Source organism: Gilvibacter sp. CC01 (assembly GCF_055755295.1).
Genome location: NZ_CM146909.1, coordinates 1162372 through 1185097, shown reverse-complemented (window position 1 = coordinate 1185097; position 22726 = coordinate 1162372). Strand labels below are relative to the sequence as shown.

The 22726-nt window shown below is 44.3% G+C and carries 12 protein-coding genes; 11 read left to right on the top strand and 1 reads right to left on the bottom strand.

All coding sequences use genetic code 11. The features are described from left to right. Positions 1 to 15: 15 nt before the first annotated feature. From AC0J2F_RS05580 to AC0J2F_RS05570, 3 genes are read left to right on the top strand one after another with little or no spacing between them, the layout of a single operon-like run. On the top strand, positions 16 to 1557 hold the full coding sequence (locus tag AC0J2F_RS05580; protein WP_473009200.1) for a glycoside hydrolase family 32 protein: 1542 nt from the start codon (positions 16 to 18) through the stop codon (positions 1555 to 1557). A 19-nt stretch (positions 1558 to 1576) separates the two neighbouring features. Continuing rightward, positions 1577 to 2926, top strand: coding sequence for a sugar porter family MFS transporter (locus AC0J2F_RS05575; RefSeq protein ID WP_473009199.1), 1350 nt, complete (start codon positions 1577 to 1579; stop codon positions 2924 to 2926). After that, positions 2913 to 3800, top strand: a complete 888-nt coding sequence (locus tag AC0J2F_RS05570; RefSeq protein ID WP_473009198.1) for a carbohydrate kinase family protein — start codon at positions 2913 to 2915, stop codon at positions 3798 to 3800. Before AC0J2F_RS05575 ends, AC0J2F_RS05570 begins: the two co-directional genes overlap by 14 nt. On the opposite strand, the gene AC0J2F_RS05565 is transcribed toward AC0J2F_RS05570, so the two are convergent. Next, complete coding sequence (locus AC0J2F_RS05565) at positions 3797 to 4861, bottom strand: LacI family DNA-binding transcriptional regulator (protein WP_473009197.1); 1065 nt, start codon at positions 4859 to 4861, stop codon at positions 3797 to 3799. The two genes, AC0J2F_RS05570 and AC0J2F_RS05565, sit on opposite strands and share 4 nt — an antisense overlap. A gap of 405 nt (positions 4862 to 5266) precedes the next feature. Between AC0J2F_RS05565 and AC0J2F_RS05560 the strand changes: the two genes are divergently transcribed. From AC0J2F_RS05560 to AC0J2F_RS05525, 8 genes are all read left to right on the top strand, one after another. After that, on the top strand, positions 5267 to 5644 hold the full coding sequence (locus tag AC0J2F_RS05560) for a hypothetical protein (RefSeq protein ID WP_473009196.1): 378 nt from the start codon (positions 5267 to 5269) through the stop codon (positions 5642 to 5644). An 86-nt stretch (positions 5645 to 5730) separates the two neighbouring features. Beyond that, positions 5731 to 8832, top strand: coding sequence for a SusC/RagA family TonB-linked outer membrane protein (locus AC0J2F_RS05555; protein ID WP_473009194.1), 3102 nt, complete (start codon positions 5731 to 5733; stop codon positions 8830 to 8832). 7 nt (positions 8833 to 8839) lie between these two features. Then, positions 8840 to 10387, top strand: a complete 1548-nt coding sequence (locus AC0J2F_RS05550; protein ID WP_473009193.1) for a RagB/SusD family nutrient uptake outer membrane protein — start codon at positions 8840 to 8842, stop codon at positions 10385 to 10387. A gap of 203 nt (positions 10388 to 10590) precedes the next feature. After that, positions 10591 to 13914, top strand: a complete 3324-nt coding sequence (locus AC0J2F_RS05545; RefSeq protein WP_473009370.1) for a VCBS repeat-containing protein — start codon at positions 10591 to 10593, stop codon at positions 13912 to 13914. Beyond that, positions 13886 to 17245 carry an FG-GAP-like repeat-containing protein gene (locus tag AC0J2F_RS05540; RefSeq protein WP_473009192.1) on the top strand — a complete coding sequence of 1120 codons (3360 nt, stop codon included), beginning with the start codon at positions 13886 to 13888 and terminating at the stop codon, positions 17243 to 17245. The genes AC0J2F_RS05545 and AC0J2F_RS05540 overlap by 29 nt, the downstream gene beginning before the upstream one ends. Further along, on the top strand, positions 17238 to 20498 hold the full coding sequence (locus AC0J2F_RS05535) for a VCBS repeat-containing protein (RefSeq protein WP_473009191.1): 3261 nt from the start codon (positions 17238 to 17240) through the stop codon (positions 20496 to 20498). The genes AC0J2F_RS05540 and AC0J2F_RS05535 overlap by 8 nt, the downstream gene beginning before the upstream one ends. After that, positions 20467 to 21816 carry a vanadium-dependent haloperoxidase gene (locus tag AC0J2F_RS05530; protein WP_473009190.1) on the top strand — a complete coding sequence of 450 codons (1350 nt, stop codon included), beginning with the start codon at positions 20467 to 20469 and terminating at the stop codon, positions 21814 to 21816. Before AC0J2F_RS05535 ends, AC0J2F_RS05530 begins: the two co-directional genes overlap by 32 nt. After that, entirely contained in the window at positions 21809 to 22723 is a 915-nt protein-coding gene (locus AC0J2F_RS05525; RefSeq protein WP_473009189.1) for a GyrI-like domain-containing protein, read from the top strand. The genes AC0J2F_RS05530 and AC0J2F_RS05525 overlap by 8 nt, the downstream gene beginning before the upstream one ends. Positions 22724 to 22726 lie beyond the last annotated feature (3 nt).

Below are 22726 nucleotides of genomic sequence, written 5' to 3'. Positions count from 1 at the left end.
ACTAAGTAAACATCCATGCGATATCTCCCTTTTTTACTCCTTGTTTTCCTTGTGGGATGCAAAGAGGCTTCGCAAAATGCCGCGGAGGTAACTCCACAGTTCAGCTCCAATTACGATGAACCTTATCGCTTACAATATCATTTTTCGCCGCCTGCCAAATGGATGAACGATCCCAACGGCTTGGTATACAATGATGGCGTTTACCATTTGTTCTATCAGTATTATCCAGACGATATTGTTTGGGGGCCGATGCATTGGGGTCATGCCACCAGTAAAGATATGGTACATTGGGAGCACAAGCCCATTGCTTTATACCCTGATGAGCACGGACTCATCTTCTCTGGCAGCGCTGTGGTAGATCACGACAATACTTCAGGCTTCGGAAAAGACGGTGTAGCGCCACTGGTCGCTATTTTCACCTACCACCTCATGGAAGGCGAACAAGCCGGAAGAACCGATTTTCAAACCCAAGGCATTGCCTACAGTTTAGATAATGGAGACACTTGGACCAAGTATGAGGGCAATCCTGTTATTGGCAATGACGGAATCAAAGATTTTAGAGACCCAAAAGTATTTTGGGACAAGACAACCGAGCAGTGGGTCATGGTTCTGGTTGCAGGTGACCATGCCAAATTCTATAAATCTCCGAACTTAAAAGATTGGGTACACATGAGCGATTTTGGCAAAGACAAGGGCGCTCACGGAGGGGTTTGGGAATGTCCAGATCTTTTTAAGCTTCGCATTCACGGTTCATATGATGCGCGTTGGGTGTTACTAATCAGTATAAATCCAGGCGCGCCAAATGGCGGGTCCGGAACACAGTATTTCATTGGCGATTGGGACGGAGAAACTTTTACAACAGATCAAGAAGAACCACTTTGGATAGACTACGGTACAGACAACTACGCGGGCGTAACTTATAATAATGAGCCTAATCAGGAGCGACTATTCATAGGCTGGATGAGCAATTGGAACTACGCGCGCAACACCCCAACTGAAGTATGGCGCAGTTCTATGACCTTGCCGCGCAGCCTGAAACTTAAAGAATTTAAAGAAGGGCTTCGCCTAACCAATTATCCTTATGACAAGGTAGATACCTTGGTCTATGATCGCGAACCAGTTTATGCAGCAGACGCTCCAGGACAAGTCTACTTTGATTCTGTTCCGTTGAATCAGCATAGAATTCAGTTTAAGGCTCCGGCCAATGAGACTACCTTCTTTATTTTAAGCAATGATAAACGCGAAGAGATAGAACTGGGCTTCTTTCCGCAAGACAGTACAATGACCTTTGACAGAACCCAAAGCGGTATTGTAGACTTTGAGCCGTCTTTTGGAGCAGAACGCCACAGCCAGCCCTTTACGCCGAATGGAGAAGAGATGGATGTAACGGTCTATATAGACGCTTCTTCCATTGAGGTGTTTGTAGACTGGGGGCGCTATGTCTTTACCGAACAAATTTTTCCCACTATACCTTATGATGAGGTGCAGGTGGTTAACCAAAGCAAGTCTGGGATACGTAACTTTCGGATAGATTCCATTCCAAGCATTTGGAAATAACTAACTAACCAACAACAAGATGAACAAAATTGTAATATGGTCGGTCACGGTGGCCTTGGCCGGTTTTCTCTTCGGATTCGATACCGTTGTGATCAGTGGTGCGAACAAACCTATCCAAGAACTTTGGAACACCTCGCCCTTATTTCACGGAACCTTTATCATGTCTATGGCATTATGGGGAACAGTGTTAGGCTCTCTAACCGGAGGTATCCCCACTAAGAGATTAGGTAGAAAAAAGACCCTTTTTTGGATCGGGGTGCTATTCTTTATCTCAGCTATAGGAAGCGCCTTGGCGCCAGATCCGTATTCGTTCTCGTTCTTTAGATTTATTGGTGGCGTTGGAGTAGGAGTATCTTCTGTGGCTGCGCCGATCTATATTTCTGAGATCACCTCTGCCAAGAACCGAGGTAAGATGGTAGCGCTCTATCAGTTCTGCCTGGTTTTTGGAATTTTGGTTGCTTTTATTTCCAATTGGTTACTCAAAGGTTTCGATGGTGCCAACGATTGGCGTTGGATGCTCGGGGTAGAAGCCTTGCCAGCCTTGTTGTATACCATAATGGTATTGAAAGTGCCCAACAGCCCGCGTTGGTTGGCCATTCACAAAAAGGACGACCAAGGCGCTCTTGGAATTTTAGAAATTATCTACTCCGCAGCAGATAAGGCCAAGCATGTCTTGCAAGAGATTAAACAAGATTTGCTTCAACCTAAAACCAGTGAAAAACTGTTTCAGAAGAAATACAATCGTGTACTTTGGTTAGGCTTCTTGATCGCCTTTTTCAACCAACTCAGTGGAATCAACTTTGTGTTGTACTATGCGCCGCAGATCTTGGAACAAGCCGGTTTGGGCGGAGAAGAATCACTATTTAATTCTATTGCAATAGGAATCGTGAATTTGGTCTTTACCCTTATTGGGGTTCGTCTTATTGATAAATTAGGGCGCCGACAACTCATAATTATAGGTTCAATAGGTTACATTGTTAGTTTGCTTATGGTCGGATGGTGTTTCTATTCGAATGCTTCTCCAGCCATGCTACTTACCTTTATCTGTATTTTCATCGCTTCACACGCCATTGGACAAGGTGCGGTTATTTGGGTGTTCATTTCAGAGATCTTCCCGAATCGAGTTCGGGCTTACGGCCAGAGTTGGGGCACAAGTACCCATTGGGTGTTTGCAGCTTTGATAACTCTCATCACCCCATTTTTTATTGACGAGCAAGAAGGAATTCTTAGGGACTCGCTTTGGTATATCTATTACTTCTTTGCGGGAATGATGGTCTTACAATTGCTCTGGGCGATCTTTAAAATGCCAGAGACCAAAGGCGTGTCTTTAGAAGACTTGGAGAAAAAGCTTGTAGATGAAGAAGCCTAATACGCCTAATGTGGTTTGCTATGGAGAGATTCTCTGGGATTGTTTCCCGGATCGTGAAGTATTGGGAGGAGCTCCATTTAACGTAGCTTTTCGCCTTCATAGGCTCGGTGCAGAAGTACAACTTATCAGTGCTGTGGGAAATGATGCCAGAGGGCATGAAACCTATTTTGATCTCGAAGAGCTCGGGCTAGACACGACTTGTATCTATCCGCATAAAGAGTTGGCTACGGGTTATGTTAATGTGGAACTTGACCAAGCAGGCGCAGCCACTTATACCATAGGCCAGCCAGTGGCTTGGGATCATATTCCAGCACCTGAAATTTTAGTTGATAATCCCATCTTGGTTTTTGGTAGTTTGGCCTTGCGTGAAGCATTCAACCTGAGCCAGCTCCACAAATTAGTAGAGCGTTGCGATACCGTGGTTTTCGATATCAACCTCAGGCCACCACATTATCAAATGAATCAGCTGATTCCATTAATGGACAAGGCCAGTTGTATTAAGCTTAATGAAGATGAGCTTCCTTTGGTGCTTAGGGAGTTGGATATTACTGCGGACGAATTAGAGCAGCAACTTCGTTTACTCGCTGCCAAAACACAAACAGAAACGCTCTGTGTGACCTTAGGTGCAGCGGGAGCCGCAGTGCTGCATCGAGAGGAGTTCTATAGCCAAAAAGGATTTCCAGCGCAGGTGGTTGATACCGTAGGTGCCGGTGATGCATTTTTGGCAGCTTTTGTATACAGCTTGTATCTGGCAGATCAGAGCCCGCAACAAGCCCTTAAATTAGGTTGTGCCCTAGGTTCTTTAGTAGCTGAAACGCCTGGAGCTACTACAGAAATTCCAATGACAGAACTCGAAGCTCGATTAAAGGATTAGGACTTGGCGGTAAGGGCTGCTTTGCTTACCATAGAAGAGCCTCTTCCTATGACCTTGGTTGGCATGGCTATTGTTTCTGGTGGAAGCAGTTGTCCGTTCTTTTTGGCCCGCAATTCTTTAAAGAGTCTTTTGAATACTTTTTTACCCATTTTTACACCGTCTTGATCTACGGTGCTCAAAGTTGGGGTCATTGCAGAGGAGATGAACCAATTGCTAAAACCTATGATCTTGAGTTGCTCCGGAACCTTAATGCCTCTTTCGTTAAAGACAGAAAGTGCACCAATGGCTACCATATCTGTATTGGCAAAGATCCCATCTATGTCCATTCCTTGATCCAATAGGGCAGCAGCGTGTTCTCTACCTTTCTCATAGATGATAGGATCGCATAGGAAGACATGTTTGGAATTGTACTCAAGTCCGTGGTCTTCTAGGGCCTTTTTATATCCGAGGAATCTATCGATGGAGTTTTGTGGTAGGAGCGGGCCTCTAAAGTGAGCGATCTTGGTGCATCCTTGATCAATGAGATGTTTGGTTGCTTCATAGGCCGCTTTGCGGTCGTCAATGATGATTTTGGAACAAGGGACCAGTTTAGATATCTTGTCGAACATTACTAGCGGAATGCCCAAACGCATCACCTTTTGCAAATGAGAGATGTCTACGGTATTGTTGGCCAAGGAGATCATGATCCCGTCAACTCGTTTACTGATCAGCAGATCGATCTGCTTCTTTTCTAATTCCGGATTGTCATCGGATTGTAGAATGATCACCAAATAACCTTTCTTTTCGGCTTGGGTTATAATTGCTCTTACAATATTCCCAAAGAAGAAGTGTACTACCTCAGGTATAATGAGTCCGATGGTCTTGCTTTCTTTGGTACGCAGGTTGACCGCAAAACTATTGGGTTGGTAATTGAGCCTTTCCGCTTCGGCCTTTACTAAGGCTTTTGTCTTTTGGCTTACATCTGGGTAATCTTTTAAGGCTTTAGATACAGTGGCAATAGAAATGCCTAGATATTCCGCAATTTGTTTAAGAGTAACTTGTTCCATAGGGTCTGCCGACACTCGGGTAGATTAGTGGTGGTTATTATAGTTGGTTGTTGTTAGTCATAAGCCAGTAGCAGCTTTAGGGCTACCATTAGTAGAAAACACATTCGGGCATCTACGAAAATCGAAAAATATTTACGAAAATTTACGCCTGTAAAGATTAAACAAAAACCTTGCTTAAGACTACAGCTCACACGTTTTCGTTAATTTTTCGTTCTGTGCCGTTTTCTGGAGTCGAAAATACGAAAACGTTTTCGGTTATGAAAATCGCGTTTTTAAGAGTGTTTATTTTTAATAATCAAAAAAAAAGTAAATATTAGCCATTAAATTAAGACAACGTTAAGAAAATAAGGCTTTAATGTTGTCTGACTTCAAATCGAAAGATTGCAACCAAAGTCTCTCGGTATCAGGAAGTTAATGAACATGATAGTGCAGAAAATTAGCTCAGATCGCAGAACTGAACAGGCCGTTTATGGTGGGTACAAACCATACACGAGCCTATTTTCTATTTTTACAGGTGAGCAATCTGCCGCAGTTCGACCACACAACCATCGAAACAGTACAGTTAATTTTGGAGATCAATCCCCTCGCGAAAATGCAACGGCCACAGCGGTAAAAGTACACGACAAAACAGCAGGTGAACACTCTCAGCGGGGGCAGCGAATTAGCCATCACTGGAGGGGAATTGATTTTTCTTTAACTGAAGCTCAAAGCATAAATTCATCAACCGCTTTTTTGGTGAAAAAGTCGTATCTTATCACTTTAAAGCGTAATAGACTAAAAATAACGGCAGCAGCCTGAGCAATCAGTGTTGTTGTTAAATCTTTAAAACAATTTGAAATTTTATTTAATCTAAACCAAATAACTGTATGAAAAACAAATTACTAATGAGACTTTTTCTACTTCCGATGTTTGCGCTACTCGGGAGTACAGTTTACGCTCAGATTAGCGTCTCGGGTACGGTGTCTGATGCAACAGGACCGCTACCAGGGGTGAATGTTCTTGTTAAGGGAACATCTAATGGAGCTCAAACAGATTTTGACGGTAACTATTCGCTTAGCGACGTTGATCCTAACGCCACTATCGTGTTTAGTTATGTTGGATTTGTTACATCCGAAGTTTCAGTAAACGGACAGACTACTATCAACTTTGTGATGCAGGAAGACACTGAAGCACTAGAAGAGGTAGTTATTATTGGTTATGGTTCTACGACTGTGAAAGACGCAACTGGTGCAGTTACGGCGGTTACATCGGACGACTTTAACCAAGGGGTTATCGCTTCTCCAGAACAATTGATCCAAGGTAAGACTGCCGGGGTTCAGATTTCTCAGGATTCTGGGGAACCAGGTTCTGCAGTGGCATTTAGAATTCGTGGTTCGAACTCTATCCGCTCTAACAACAACCCGCTTTTCGTAGTTGATGGTGTGCCATTAGCCAACGACACAAGTTTAGAGCTTTCAGGAACTACTTTCGGTTCTGCTGGAGCTCGTAACCCGTTAAACTTCTTGAACCCAAATGATATCGAGAGCATTTCTATCCTTAAGGATGCATCTGCAACTGCTATCTACGGTTCTCGTGGTGCGAACGGGGTTGTGATCATTACTACCAAATCTGGTCGTAGTGGTCGTGGAGGTTCTTTTGAGTTGAGTTCTACTTTCTCTGTAGCTGAAGCTGCAAATGAGTATGACTTGCTTGATGCTCCTTCTTATTTAGCTGCTTCTACTGCCAACGGTTTTGACATCGCTGAACGCAACTTCGGTGCAAACACGGACTGGCAAGATGTTGCTTTCAGAAGAGCTACTTCTACAACAAACAACTTGTCTTACACTAACAATTACGGTGATGGTAACATCCGTGCAAGTTTTAGCTACGGAAAGAACTTCGGTATCGTAGAGAACTCTTCTCTAGAGCGTGTTACTGGACGTTTGAACGCACAGCACCGTTTCTTGGAAGACAAACTTAAATTAGGATTACAGGCTTCTTACGGTCGTACCAACGACGAGTTTGCACCGCTTTCTGGTTCTGCCGGATTTAGAGGTGACTTACTTGGTTCTGCTTACTCAGCAAACCCAACTTGGCCTAATAACCCTGACTTTACAGGGACTGGTGGTCTAACTTCTCCTGCTGCTTTGTTGGCTTACACAGAGAACTTAGGTAACACAGATCGTATCCTTGTTAACTTCTCAGCTGAGTATGATGTTACGTCTGAGCTTTCTGCAAAAGTTAATCTAGGTTATGACTATACTGACACTTTCTTAAGCAGTGCTACAAGTGGAAAAGCGCTTAACGTAGACCAAGGTGCATTCGGAAACGGTGTGGCTGGTGTTTCTCAGCGTGAGGCTACTAACACTCTTTTGGAAGCTACTTTAAACTACAAAAAAGAATTTGAGAACAGCTCATTGGATGTTCTTGCAGGTTACTCTTACCAAAAATTCGATCGTAACGGACGTAACCTAAGTGGTTTCGGATTCTTTACGACTCAATTAGGTGACATGATCGACGATCTTGTTTCTTCTGCGGATGCAGTAGAGAGCCAGATCGGTGGATCTTACCAGCAGTACGGATATGCTCCTAACATCAACGGAACTTTCGTAAACCGTCTTTTCCCAGAAATCCTTCAGGATAACATCGGGAACACCACTGGTGCACGTACCCGTTCATTGTTTGGAGATACTTTCGATAGCTTTGACGAACTACAGTCTTATTTTGCTCGTGTAAACTATACACTAGCTGACAAGTACTTGTTCACTGCTACTATGCGTGCGGATGGTTCATCTACTTTTGGTGATGACAACAAGTATGGATACTTCCCTTCTGCAGCGGTAGCTTGGAAGATCAACGAAGAAGATTTCATCGGAGATAACGTATCTACTTTAAAACTTCGTTTAAACTGGGGTATCACTGGTAACCAGGATGGTCTAGGATACGGTAACTTCCTACAGCGTGAGCGCTTTGGTGGTGGAGACGTTATCAACGACGGTGGTGATATCAACATCCCAGGTACTTCTTCTCAGTCTTTCGCTAACCCTGACTTGAAGTGGGAAGAAACTATGCAATTCGGTGCTGGTATCGACTTTGGTGTTAACAACGACCGTTTCACGGCTACTGTTGACGTATACCGCAAGTCTACTACAGACCTATTGCTACGTACTATTTCTGCTCAGCCAGCGGCTCAGCCATTCGTATTCTTGAACTTGCCAGATTCTGAGGTAATCAACCAAGGTATTGAGATCGCTCTAGGATACGATATCGTAGACCAAGAAGACTTTAGCTGGAATGCTAACTTCCAATTGACTTACAACGAGAACGAGATCACTAGCCTACAGGGTCAATTCCCAGCAGGTACTATCCGTGGTCAAGGTCTATCTCTTGCATTTGCTCAGCAGCTGCAAGAAGGTCAGCCACTTTTCTCTTACTTCTTGAGAGAGTTTGGTGGATTCGACGCTACTACAGGACAACCATTGTATCCTGAAGGAGACGTACAAAAATTCGTAGGAAAGAGCGCTTTACCAGATATTACTGCTGGTCTCTCTACTACAGTTGCTTATAAAAACTGGACGTTATCGGCATTCTTTAACGGACAGTTCGGACACTACATCTACAACAACACAGCAAACGCATTCTTTACGGCTGGTGCATTTAGAGGGGGCCGTAACGTATTACCAAGCACACTTACTGCTGGTGAATCGTTTGACGCTGCTGCAGATGTTTCAACAAGATTCCTAGAAGAAGGGGATTTTGTAAGACTTCAGAACGCGACGTTGTCATACAACGTGCCGATGGAAGAAGATGGATTGTTTGACGCGCTACAATTGTCGCTAATCGGACAGAACCTATTCGTGATCACTGACTACTCTGGTCTTGATCCTGAAGTTTCTGTATCGCCAGGTGGTGGAGATCTATTGAACGGTTTCCCTGTTTACGGTATCGATTACACGGCTTTCCCTAGACCGAGAACAATTTCATTTGGTATAAATGCTAAATTCTAAAATTATTATGAAAAGAAACATTTTGATGAACACAAGATCGCTTCTAGCGATGGCCCTCGTTTCTCTTTTGGCAATTTCTTGTACCGACTTGGAAATTGAGGCTACTGACTCTGTTCTTACTGACGAATCTGTTGGTTTTAACGGGGTAAATGCTGAGGCTGCTCTTAACAACGTATACAATGACGTTTACGGGCAACTTGGTGATCAGGCGAACTTCTTCGCTTTGAATGAAGTATCAACTGATGAGACCCTAGTACCAACTCGTGGTACTGACTGGGGTGATAACGGAATCTGGCGTACGCTACACGCGCACACTTGGTCTCCAACACACCAGTATATTTTGAACACTTGGAACAACTTGAACCAGAATGTATTCCGTGCTTCGGAAGTTATCGATTCTCGTTCAAGCCCAACTCCACAGCAAGCTGCTGAGGCGAAGTTCCTACGTGCTTTTAGTATGTATTTCGTAATGGATTTCTGGGGAGTTGCTCCATTCAGAAACGTAGATGACGGACCAGAGGTAAACCCTACTGTACTTACATCTGCTGAGGCTTACGATTTCATTCTTAACGATTTGACAACTGCATTGCCAGATCTTCCTGCTACAGGACCTAGTGCAGAGACCAACCGCGCTTCTCGTGCTGCTGCTAACTTCATGTTGGCTAAGTTGCGTCTTAACGCTGAGCGTCACAAAGGTTCTATCGACAATACAGACTATCAAGCGGTAATCGACGCTGTTGATGCTATCGCTGCCGATGGTTTTGCATTGCAAGCTGGATACTTTGATCTGTTCAAGCAAGATGTAGATAACGAAACCATCTGGTGGGCTGTTACCTCTGTAGGTAACCGTATCTGGAATGGTATGCACTACAACATCAATGCTCCTGACAACGCCGGTGGTGGTTGGAACGGATTTACTACTTTGGCTGAGTTCTATGACTCTTTCGAAGGAGATCCAAACTCTAACTACGTAGGTGACGGTCAAGAAGAGCGTCGTGGTTGGGTGCCAGATGCATCTAATGCAGATGACACTAACTTAGGTATTGGTTACGGATTCTTGATCAACCAACAGTACAACGAAGACGGTACTAAACTTAAAGACCGTCCTGGGAACGACTTAGTATTTACTAAAGAACTTCCTGGTCTTCAAGGTAACGGCGAGGCTACTGGTGTACGTTTGATCAAGTATCACCCAGTAAACGGATCATTTACTTCTCACGAGATCGTATTCCGTTACGCAGATGCTCACTTGATGAAAGCTGAGGCTATGATGCGTATGGGCGGAGACGCTACTGCTATGGTTAACGAGCTAAGAGCACTTCGTGGAGCTTCTCCACTAGGAAGTGTATCAGAAGCTGATATGTTAGCTGAGCGTGGACGTGAGCTTTGGTACGAGTTCTGGAGACGTAACGATATGTTGCGTTTCGGACAGTTCACTCGTGACTGGGAATTCAAAGATCCTGCTTCTGTAGGCGCTAGCTTCAGAAACTTGTATCCAATTCCAATTAACGCACTTCTTTCTAACCCTAACTTGGTTCAGAACGAAGGTTACTAGAATTTTCCTTTTTCAAGATAGAAACAGGCTCCTTTTGGGAGCCTGTTTTTTTTTACCTTATAAATAAAGTTTCTTGTTCATTATCTGGGTTGATTTTTCGCATATTTCTTTGCTAAATCGTACATTTCGGTCACGTTCAAATGAAGCTGCGATCCTCCATATATTCTTCTTTTCTGCTCGGTTTTACTGGCCTTTTTTTGCTAGTGTTGGCCGCTTGTGATTCCGCAGTAGATGAGCCAAAAGATTATCGTTTTGAAATCGTTGCTGCAGAAAGTACCGGGATCGATTTCGAAAATAGATTATTGAATCGTCCTGAGCGAAACATCCTCAACTATATCTATTATTACAACGGTGGCGGACTAGCAGCAGGAGACTTTAATAATGATGGCTTTGTTGACTTGTATTTCACGGCTAACGAGGGTCCAAATGCACTCTACCTAAATCAAGGAAATTTTAAGTTTGAAGAAATAACCGAGGCTGCAGGAGTCCTAGATGATTCCGGCTGGACCACTGGAGTAACTACAGTAGATATTAATAACGATGGTCTATTAGACCTCTACGTGAGCAAAGTAGCTCCTTTGGATCCAGAAGCTGGGGGCAATAAATTGTATGTAAATCAAGGATTTTCTGATACCGGCGTTCCCAGCTTTAAAGAACAAGCTTCTTTGTATGGTTTAGACTTTAAAGGCTATTCAACCCAGGCCACTTTTTTCGATTATGATCAGGATGGTGATTTGGATATGTTCCTCATGAATCACACTGTAAATCCGAACAGCAATTACGGGCGAGGGAGCAAACGCAAACAGATCGATTCCCTGTCAGGAGATCGACTATACGCCAATGAAAATGGTTTTTATCGCAACATTTCAGAAGAGGCAGGTATCTATCAAAGCCCAATAGGCTATGGTCTCGGTCTGGGTCTTGGATATTTGAACCACGACCGTTTGCCTGACATTTATGTGGGGAATGATTTCTTTGAGAATGATTACCTCTATCTCAATAACTTCAACGGAGTATTTACCGAGCAGATCAGCAGTAAGCAAAACCCTCTAGGGCACACTTCACATTATACCATGGGCGTTGATCTTGCCGATCTGAACAACGACGGGCTCACCGATATTCTATCTGTGGACATGCTGCCAGAAGATCTACAAACCTACAAATCTTCCGGTGTCGAATTTGGTTATTCTACCTACAGCAATTATCTGCGCAACGGCTATGCACCTCAGTATATGCAGAACGCCTTGCATTTCAATCAAGGGAATATGCGTTTTAATGAGACTGCATTTTTAAGTGGAATTTCTGCCACGGAATGGTCTTGGGCACCCTTAATTGCAGATTTTGACAATGACGGGCTCAAGGACATCTTTATCAGTAACGGAATCCTTGGGGCTACCAACGACATGGATTTTATCAATTTCATTGCCGACGAGAGTATCCAAAAGCGTCTGGGCAAAGGCATGACAGAAGAAGACATGGCCTTTGTAGCAAAGATTCCAGAAAAGAAAACGCTTAATTATTTCTATAAGAATGAAACTGGACAAATGTTCTCTAATCAATCCAAAGATTGGGTGGCGGGAGTGCCGAGCTTTAGCAACGGGAGCATATATGCAGATCTCGATAATGACGGCGACTTAGATATAGTTTCCAATAACGTGAATCAAACTGCTACGGTCTATAAGAACCTGACCCGTGAAAAAGATTCCACAAATTATTGGCAGCTCCAAGTGCATGCCTACAATGATTCGAGTAAATCAGATAGTATTGGCAACGGCCGCGCTATAGGGGCTCGTGTTCGGCTTTACACGCCTTCTGGAATGCAGTATCAAGAGTTTTTCCCAACACGAGGCTATCAGAGCGCTATGGATGCTAGCATGCATTTTGGTTTAAGTAACGATACCAAGATCGATTCTGTTGTAGTCTCTTGGACAGGAGATCATCTGAGAAATACGGTTTTATACCAACCCGAGATCAATAAGATTTACAGCCTTTCGCTCGACAGTAAATTCAGGCACAGTCGTCTGCCATCGACAAGCGGCACTTCATTTATAAAGCCTACCCAAAAGGACTTGTTTTCCCACAAAGAGAACGCCTCCCTAGAATTCAACTTAGATCCACTCATTGCTTATGCGAGCACCAATGAAGGCCCTGGGGTAGCCGTTGGCGATATAAATGCAGATGGCTTGGAAGATGTGTTTTTCTGCGGAGCCAAGGGACAAGCTTCTGTTTTGAAATTACAGCAGCCAGATGGGAGTTTTGAAGACTATACCGAGCTCGATCTTGAAGTTGATAAGCTCGCAGAAGATGTCGATGCCCTTTTCGCTGATCTTAATGGTGACTCTCGTTTAGATCTAGTAGTGGTTAGTGGAGGAAACGAATTCACCAAAGGTAAGACCATTAGGCCTCGTTTGTATTGGAATACTACAAACGGCTTTGTGAAAGATCAGGATGCTTTTGCGGCTATTGCGGTCAATGCAGCTGGGGTGGCTGTGGTAGATTTTGATAAGGATGGCGATCTAGACCTTAGCATTGCTGTAGATGGTATAGCCAAAGAGTTTGGTTCCAATGCCACGCAGCTATTATTGTCCAATGATGGCCAGGGAGGTTTTAGCGATGTTACGGCTAGTATTGCTCCGTCTTGGATGGACTTGGGCAAAGTGAAGCAGATCCTCTGGAATGATTTTAATAATGACGGATGGCCAGATGCATTAATTGTTGGCCATTGGATGCCGCTGCAATTATACATCAACAAGAAAGGCAAATTAGAAAAGCAGGAAATATCGGCTTTCAAAGCCAACTCGGGTCTATGGGAGACTGCTGTAGTAGCTGATTTTGATGCAGACGGAGATCTCGATATCGTTGCAGGTAATTGGTGGCTTAATTCTCGTTTGACAGCCTCAGAAATGAATCCGTTGCGGCTATACCGCGGAGATTTTAACGGTAACGGATCCGCAGAAACACTTATCAGCTATAATTATAAGGGGAAAGAGGTTTTGCTGCCCTCTAAAGACGAGCTGGCCAAGCAAATACCACAACTCAACAAGAACTATTTGTCCTATGCAGCCTTTGCTGCGGCAACCAAGGAAGAACTCTTCCCGGAATCTCAATGGGAAGTCGCTGCAGTAAAGGAAGTTACCAATCTTGCAACCACCTATTTTGAGAACCTCGGCAGCGGTAACTTTAACACAAGTTCCCTCCCATTTTCTGCGCAAATTTCCACCGTGAATGATATCTTTGTAAAAGACTTTAATTCAGACGGTTTTCCGGATATTTTCTCAGTTGGGAATCGCACTGATATCAGCACCCAAATAGGGCGCTTAGATGCCTCTAAAGGCAGTATTTTGCTCTTTGATCCGCAAACTGGTTTTAACGCTGTTAACGATCCGAATTTGAATTTGACTGGAAGCTGCAGAGCAATACAACCAATAACAATAAATAACAAACCGCACTTAATTGTAACGCAAAACAATGGCGAAGCGGTGGTTTTAGAAATAACAAATGATCTTATTCAAGTACCCAATGAATAAATTCTTCTTATGTGCAGGCCTATTGAGCCTTGTGCTTATCTCTTGTAAAGAGACTACTGAGAACGAGCAAACAGAGGAACTAGCGGCTACACTGTTCACCAAGACAGACCCGGCAGAAACAGGATTTGAATTTACCAACACAGTTGTCAATCAGAAAGACTTCAACATTTTCAAATACCGCAATTTTTACAATGGGGGTGGGGTTGCCATTGGCGATATCAATAACGATGGTTTAGCAGACATTTACATGACTGCCAATATGGGGCCCAACAAACTTTTTCTCAATGAAGGGAATTTTAAGTTCAGAGATATAACCGACAGCGCTGGAGTTGCCGGAAACAAGCCATGGTCTACAGGAGTAAACATGGTAGATATCAACCAAGACGGACTATTGGATATCTATGTGAGTAATGCCGGAAATATGGAAGGCGACAATCACGACAACGATCTTTATATCAACAACGGCGATTTGACCTTTACCGAAAAGGCAGAAGAATTCAATTTGGCAAAAACAGGTTTCAGTACGCATGCTACCTTCTTTGACTATGATAAAGACGGTGACCTGGATGCCTATATTTTGAATAACAGTAACATACCAGTAACCTCGCTAGGCTTTGCGCATCAACGCGATGTTAGAGCGCAAGACTGGGACGTGCCTAAGATCTTCCGCGGAGTTGGTGATATGCTGCTTAGAAATGACGGCGACACCTTTACCGAGGTTAGTGAAGAAGCTGGCATATACGGTAGTCTTATCGGTTTTGGACTTGGAGTTATGGTGACCGACATTAACAACGATCTTTGGCCAGACATCTATGTCTCCAATGATTTTTACGAGCGCGATTACCTCTACATCAATAACCGAGACGGAACCTTTACAGAAGACATTAAGAATTGGATGTCTCACCTTTGCCTTTCTGCGATGGGAATCGATATGGCAGACATCAATAACGATGGAAACCAAGATATCTTCATTACCGATATGCTACCCGATGGTGATCAACGCGTAAAGTCAGTTATGGAGTTCGAGGGCTACAATGTCTTTAAATTGAAGCAGAGCAAGGATTTCTATCAGCAATACATTCAGAATACACTACAGCTTAACAACGGCAACGGAAGTTTCTCCGAGATCGCATATTACAGTGGAGTGTCCGCTACGGATTGGAGCTGGTCTGGCCTGATGTTCGACATGGACAACGACGGCTTCCGCGATATTTTTGTGACCAATGGGGTAAACCACGACCTTACCGATCTCGATTTTGTGGACTTCTTTGCCAACGAGATCATCCAAAAGATGGCCTTGACTGGAAAAAAGGAAGCTATAGACAGTATTATCGATAAGATGCCTGTGGTACCAATTCCGAACTATGCGTACCACAATCAGAAAGACCTGTCCTTTGACAATAAGGCCAATGCATGGGGCCTAGGCGAACCAGGCCTGTCTAACGGTGCTGCTTATGGTGACCTAGACAACGACGGAGACTTGGACCTGGTGGTCAATAATGTAAACATGCCATCTTTCTTGTACCGAAACAATTCCGAACAATTAAATAACAACTACGTCAAATTGCGTTTTAAAGGAACCGATAAGAACCGTTTTGCTGTTGGGACTCGTGTTCGGATGTATTACGACGGACAAGAGGTGTTGCAAGAGTTGATTCCGTCTAGAGGATTTCAATCGTCTATGGAGCATCCAATGACCATTGGTCTGGGAACTGCCACCAAGATAGACTCGTTGCGAGTTATTTGGCCCGATGATCGTACCGAGCTGCGCACCGATCTGGCTGCCAACGCTACTTACGACTTTGATATGAGCGCTGCTACCTTGACCTACCAGCCACCAAAACCGCTAGCACGAAAGACTTTGGTTACTGAGATGGCGGCATCCTTAGAACCGCATAAAGAAAACAATTACGAAGACTTTGACTACGAAGGTATGATCTACAAAAAGGTCTCTCAAGAAGGTCCTGCGCTTGCTGTTGCAGATGTAAATGGCGATGGTCACGAAGATGTTTTTATTGGTGGAGCTAAAGGACAATCCGGCATGATCTATTTGCATGCTGGAAATGGCAAGATGCGTGAGAGTAAACAACCAGCGTTGATCGCAGATCTGGAATTAGAAGATACTGCGGCGAGCTTTTTTGATGCCGATGGCGATGGTGACCTGGATCTGATGGTCGGCTCCGGTGGAAATCAAGTGAACGAGAATACTTCGGTTACTGCTCGACTATATGTGAACAACGGCAGCGGTATTTTCCAAAAGTCTAGCTTGGCCTTACCTCCTGGAACAACCAATATCTCTTCTATAGCACCTTACGACTATGATGGCGATGGTGATATGGATGTCTTTTTAGGAGCTCGTTCTGTAATTGGTATCTACGGAATTGATCCTTCGTCTGTCTTTTTAGAGAATATGGGGGGCGGCCAGTTTCAATTGGCTTCGGCCAAGGTGCTTAAAAACCTGTCCCGTCTGAGTGGAATGGTCACCGATGCCCAATGGATCGATCTTTTAGGCGATGAAACCAAGGAATTGCTCACCATTTCAGACTGGGGTGCACCTATGGTATACGAACTCAAAGATGGGGCTCTAAGCATGGTCACTACAGATCTTGAAAACTTAACAGGTTGGTGGAATGCAGTAGAAGCTGCAGATCTAGATGGCGATGGAGACCTTGATCTGGTGCTGGGTAATCAGGGAGAGAATTTGCACTACAAGCCTAGTGCAGATCAGCCCATGAAGATCTGGATAAGCGATTTTGACAATAACGGAACCATAGAACAATTAGTGACGCAAAGAATAGATGGTCGCGATATGCCGATCCATCAGAAGAAGGAGATCGTTAACCAAATGGTATTCCTAAAGAAAGAGAATTTACGTGCGTCTGAATATGCTAAAAAGAGCATTCAGGAACTCTTCACTCCTGCAGTATTAGGCAGGGCATTGGTAAAAGAGGTAGTGACCTCACAGAATACGGTTGCTATTAACGAGGGTAACGGGAGCTTTAGGTTTGTTGCTTTACCTGCACGTGCTCAACTTTCCTGTGTTTGTGGAATCCAATGTACAGATCTCAACAACGATGGTGCTCTAGACCTGCTCTTAGGAGGGAACAACTACGAGTTCAAGCCGCAGTATTCGCGTTTGGATGCCAACTACGGATCCGTATTGCTAAACGACGGTTCTGGGAATTTTGCTTGGCAAGATTATGCAGACTCTGGCTTCTTTGTAAAAGATGAGATCAAACATATGCAGATCTTTAAAGATGCCAACGGCAATCGCTTTATGATCACTGCTATTAATGATTCCGAACCTAAAATCCATCGTTTGAATGACTAAATGGGCTTTGCTTGCCGGACTCTTCGTGTTGTGGTCCTGCGCAGAGCAAGACCAAAAACAGCAGACGGCCTTTAGTTTGCTCTCTGCCGAGCAAACAGGAATTTCCTTTGAAAACACTTTAGTAGAGGGTGACAGTTTGAACATATTGGATTATCTCTACTTCTACAATGGTGGTGGATTGGCAGTGGGCGATGTCAATGCAGATGGACTTCCAGATATCTATGCCACAGCCAATATGGGGCCTAACAAGCTATACTACAATAAAGGTGGTTTTCAGTTCGAAGAGGCTCCTGCTTCTGCAGGTGTAGCCGGAAATAGCAGTTGGAACACTGGTGCCGTAATGGCCGATGTCAACGCCGATGGCTTACTGGATATCTATGTGTGTGCAGTAGTTGGGATCAACGGCTTTACCGGCGGGCATGAACTCTTTATCAATCAAGGAGACGGGACCTTTAAAGAAGAAGCAGCCGCCTATGGATTGGATGCCCAGACCTATGGAACCTCTGCAGCCTTTTTAGACTATGACTTAGATGGCGATTTAGATGTCTATTTGCTGAACCACGCCGTGCATACCCAAGGTTCCTTTGGCCGATCCTCGCTCAGAGAAAAGCGCAACGAAAAGACTGGCGATCGCCTGATGCGCAACGATAATGGAGTGTTTACGGATGTGAGCGAAGAAGCTGGAATATATGGGGGCATTAGTAGTTATGGCCTTGGAGTGGCAGTGGCTGATTTTAATTTAGACGGCTATCCGGATCTGTATATTGGCAACGATTTCCACGAAGACGATTACTATTATCTCAACAATGGCGACGGTACCTTTAGCGAACAGTTACGCGATGCCTTTGGGCATATTTCTCGTTTTTCTATGGGTAATGATGCTGCGGATATCAACAATGACGGCAGACCAGACCTGATAACTCTAGATATGCTGCCCGAAGACGAAACGGTGATCAAAGCCTCAGAAGGAGACGAGAATTTCCAAACCCAGCGCATGCGACTCTTGCAATACGGCTATCACTATCAGTTTAGTCGGAATATGTTGTTTTTGAATCAACCAGATGGCAGTTTTATAGAAACAGCCTTGATGAGTGGTGTGGCTGCTACGGATTGGAGTTGGGCTGCATTGTTCCACGATTTTGACCAAGACGGTTATCAGGACCTCTGGGTCTCTAACGGGATTCCAAAACGTCCTAACGACCTTGATTTTATTCGCTTTTTATCTGCCCAAGCCATAGATGAAAGCCGCGAGAGTAAAAAGCTCGTCGACCAAAAGGCTTTAGATATGATGCCTTCTGGAGCCGTTTCCAACAAGGTTTTTCGCGGTAATGCTAGTATGCAATTTACTGATCAGACCCAAGCTTGGATCGGGCCTGATGCTCAAATTGCTGGAGCTACTGCCTTGGCCGATCTCGATGGGGATGGCGATATGGATGTTATAAGCAATGCCTTGAATGCACCGCTTTTAGTATATCGTAACGATATTGACTCCAAAGGAAATTACCTCCAATTGGAGCTAAAAGGTAGCCCCACTAATCCGTCTGCTATAGGCGCAAAGACCTATGTATATCAGCAAGGGAAAACCTATTACAAGGAACTGTATACGGCTCGGGGCTTTCAGTCCAGCAGTGAACCGCTTATTGAATTTGGACTGCAAGACAGTAGTGCGATAGACTCTCTAGTTATTGTTTGGCCAGAAGGAGAGGCTCAAGTGCTTAAAGCAGTAAAGCCAAATCAGCGGTTGCGGATCAATAAAGATGATGCAACGCAGCAGTGGACTTTTAGCAATGCCAACCATACAGTACTGTTTAGAGAGGCTAGTTCAAAACTTGGATTAGACTACAGACATAAAGAAGATAATTACCTAGATTTTAACCGTCAAAAACTTTTGCCTTATCGTTTGTCTGACAGAGGACCAGCTGTAGCCGTGGGCGATTGGAACAATGACGGGCAGCAAGAGCTGTTCATTGGAAGTTCCAAATTCGAAGAGCCGGCTTTATTCCAGTTGGGGGAAAGAGGTATTACTAAATTGGAAACACCTCTTTTAGTCCAAGACAAGGTTTATGAGGAAGTCGCCGCTGCTTTTGCAGATTTGGATGGTGACGGCACAGAAGAGCTGATTTTAGGTGCAGCTGGAGCTGATTTTAGTGGTCAGGCGTCTGCTTTGTTAGAAAGAGTTCTTACGGTAGATGAGGAGCAATCAAGCGTTTTAGAACAGACCTATTCTAATGCGAGTGTTGTCGCTCCTTTTGATTTTGATGACGATGGTGATCTAGACGTATTTGTGGGGGATTATGCTGTAACCAACGACTTTGGAAAGCAGCCTGAATCTTATTTGTTGATCAATGAAAGCGGAGTATTAAAGCGCAGTGTACCGGCAGCATTTTCTTCATTGGCGATGGTAACCGATGCCATCTGGCACGATTTTGACCAAGATGGACAAAAAGACCTTATTGTTGTTGGGGAGTGGATGGCACCTGTCTTTTTAAAAGTGGAAGCTGGCTCCTTTACACAAGTCGATCCTGTTAAATCCGACTTAAACGGATTGTGGCAATTTATTCTGCCATTCGATATGGACGCCGATGGCGACTTGGACTTGGTGTTGGGCAATTGGGGATTGAACGCTAAATTCAAAGCCAGCGAAAACGAACCGCTTTTGATGTATTATGCAGATTTTGACAACAACGGAGCCACAGAAACAGTTTTAGCTCAATCCAAAAAGGGCACTTATTATCCGCTATTACCCTTAGACGAACTCGCTGGCCAAATGGTCAGTCTAAAAAAGAAGTTTCCAAATTTTGCGGACTTTGCGGGTAAATCCATTGCAGAAGTAATGGGTCGAAATGCTCTTGAAAGCGCTAAACGCTTTGAGGTCCATCAATTGGCCTCTGGCTATTTGCGCAATGATTCTGGGAGTTATAAATTTATTCCCTTCGGAATGCAATTGCAGTTGGCACCGCTTAAAGATGCCCTTGCTTTCGATTTTCTAAATCGAGGCGATGAGCAATTGCTTTTAGGTGGGAACTACGACGGAGTGATCCCCTTTCATGGGCGCTATGACTCCCAGCCGGGAACCCTGATACTTCCCGGAGCGGATCCGCAGATAATTTGGCCGCAAGAATTGCAGTTTTTACGAAAATCCTTGCGACATTTGGAACTGATAAAATTAGGGAACAAGCCTTACCTGCTGGCTGTGTTCAATAACGATAAAACGCAGATTTATGAAATACGCAGCTATGACAAAAACAATTAAACGTGCAGCTGCTTGCAGTGTGTTACTGCTGAGCTTATTTGCCTGTAAAGAGGCAGAACCTTTAGCTGTTTCCGCTAATGATTTTCAGGCTTCGGTAGACAAAGTGACCCAAGTTATGGTGCACGATATTTTCTCTCCACCGGTTGCCAGTAGAATCTATGCGTATCCAAATGTCGCTGCTTATGAGATCATGGCGCAGCGCGATTCACAATACAATTCTCTTGCTGGGCAATTGCCCGGGCTAACGCCTATTCCTGCACTGAGCGATGAGCAGGTCAATACTGGCGTAGCCGCATTGGTTGCTCATATGGAAGTGAGTAAGTCACTGATCTTTTCAGAAGATATGATGCAGTCGTATGCAGACAGTATTTATGCTCGTTGGGAAGAGATCAATCCGCAGCAATTTGAAGCCTCTAAAAACTATGGCTTGAAAGTGGCCGATCATATCAAAGCCTGGTTAGACGGAGACAACTACAAGCAAACCCGTACCATGCCCAAGTTTACCGTAGATATTGATGATCCGGCGCGTTGGCAACCTACTCCTCCTGCTTATATGGAGGGAATAGAGCCGCACTGGAACAAGATCCGGCCTATGGTGCTGGACTCTGCTGCACAGTTTAAACCTATCAGTCACCCAGCGTTTTCGTTAGAGCCAGACAGTGATTTTTACAAAGAGCTCAAAGAGGTTTACGACATAAGCGAAAAGATCACTGCAGCTGGAGATAAATCCGAAGAGGTAGAGATCGCTCAATTTTGGGATTGTAACCCTTATGTTTCGGTTACTCGCGGACACTTGATGTTTGCCACCAAAAAGATCACTCCCGGAGCTCACTGGATGGGTATCACTAAAATTGCCTGTAAGCAAGCAGAGGCAGATCTGAACAAGACCATTTACGCCTATACCAAAACCTCGATCGCTTTGTTTGATGGATTTATCAATTGTTGGGCCGAGAAATACAGATCTAATCTAGTGCGTCCGGAAACACTCATAAACAAGCATATCGACGAGAACTGGGAGCCGATTTTACAGACGCCTCCATTCCCAGAGTATACCAGTGGTCACTCCGTGATCTCTAATGCTGCTGCAACGGTGCTTACTGATATCTTCGGAGACGACTTTGCCTTTTTGGACGATACAGAGTTGCCGTATGGCCTCCCGGTGCGTTCTTTCGAATCTTTTGATGCTGCAGCCAGAGAAGCCGCTATTAGCCGTATGTACGGTGGAATTCATTACCGTGCCGCTGTTGAGAATGGAATAGATCAGGGTCAGCAGGTGGGTAAGCTTGTAATTGAAAAACTAAACATGATCAATGAATAAAAGTGGACTTTGGACGGTATTGGCGCTTGCTCTAGTGCTGCTTTTGTCCTGGCACTTTTTGATCAAGCCCTACAATTACCGCATCAGTTTTGAAACCAAGGACCCGGCAGGATTGGTATATAGCAATCTTGGGGCTTGGATGGCCGTAAAAGGCGATGCAGACAGCTCAGCTGTAGAACTAGTATCAAGGGTACCGTATTCGAGCTATTTACAAAGAGTAGAACTCAAAGATTCCCTGTTTGAGTATCGATGGGAACTAGAACCTACATCAGATAGTACTACCAAGGTAACCGCCTACATTACCGATCTGAACCATAAGTGGATCCAGAATTTCTATGCGCCTGTTTACAAAACCGATTTTGTAAAACGCAGTATCCGTACGGTAGAAGATTTGGCCAAGGAGTGGGTTGATTATCGGGAGCGCTATCGGGTAGGTCGGGTAACGCAAGCTGAGGTAAGTGGCCGCTATTGTGCTTATGTCTCGGTGCGAACCACGGCAAAACAAAAAGCCCGAACCATGCTGGGTAATATCGCCGATGTTATGGGATACATCAACTCCAACAATTTGGAACTGCAAGGCGATCCCTTCCTGCGAGTTACACAGTGGGACCAAAAGACAGATAGTATTGCTTTCGACTTTTGTTTCCCCATTAGAGCCTCAGACAGTTTACCGCCATCCGCAGTAGTTAAGTTCAAAGAGGTTCAGGCTTTTAGCGGAATAAAGACTATTTTTAATGGGAATTACAGCATCTCTGACAAATCATGGTATTGGTTGTTAAGACATGCTGAAAATAACAATATCGAGGTAGATCCCTTGCCTTTTGAGGTGTACAAGAACGACCCACATATGGGAGGAGATGCACTCCAATGGGAAGCGGAAGTTTATCTGCCTATCAAAAATCAATAATAT

Excerpts from the sequence above, each read along its gene's own strand:
- AC0J2F_RS05525 (WP_473009189.1), top strand. The coding sequence starts at position 21,809 with ATGAATAAAAGTGGACTTTGGACGGTATTGGCGCTTGCTCTAGTGCTG.
- AC0J2F_RS05555 (WP_473009194.1), top strand. The coding sequence starts at position 5,731 with ATGAGACTTTTTCTACTTCCGATGTTTGCGCTACTCGGGAGTACAGTT.
- AC0J2F_RS05535 (WP_473009191.1), top strand. The coding sequence starts at position 17,238 with ATGACTAAATGGGCTTTGCTTGCCGGACTCTTCGTGTTGTGGTCCTGC.
- AC0J2F_RS05530 (WP_473009190.1), top strand. The coding sequence starts at position 20,467 with ATGAAATACGCAGCTATGACAAAAACAATTAAACGTGCAGCTGCTTGC.
- AC0J2F_RS05570 (WP_473009198.1), top strand. The coding sequence starts at position 2,913 with ATGAAGAAGCCTAATACGCCTAATGTGGTTTGCTATGGAGAGATTCTC.
- AC0J2F_RS05550 (WP_473009193.1), top strand. The coding sequence starts at position 8,840 with ATGAAAAGAAACATTTTGATGAACACAAGATCGCTTCTAGCGATGGCC.
- AC0J2F_RS05560 (WP_473009196.1), top strand. The coding sequence starts at position 5,267 with ATGATAGTGCAGAAAATTAGCTCAGATCGCAGAACTGAACAGGCCGTT.
- AC0J2F_RS05575 (WP_473009199.1), top strand. The coding sequence starts at position 1,577 with ATGAACAAAATTGTAATATGGTCGGTCACGGTGGCCTTGGCCGGTTTT.
- AC0J2F_RS05540 (WP_473009192.1), top strand. The coding sequence starts at position 13,886 with ATGATCTTATTCAAGTACCCAATGAATAAATTCTTCTTATGTGCAGGC.
- AC0J2F_RS05580 (WP_473009200.1), top strand. The coding sequence starts at position 16 with ATGCGATATCTCCCTTTTTTACTCCTTGTTTTCCTTGTGGGATGCAAA.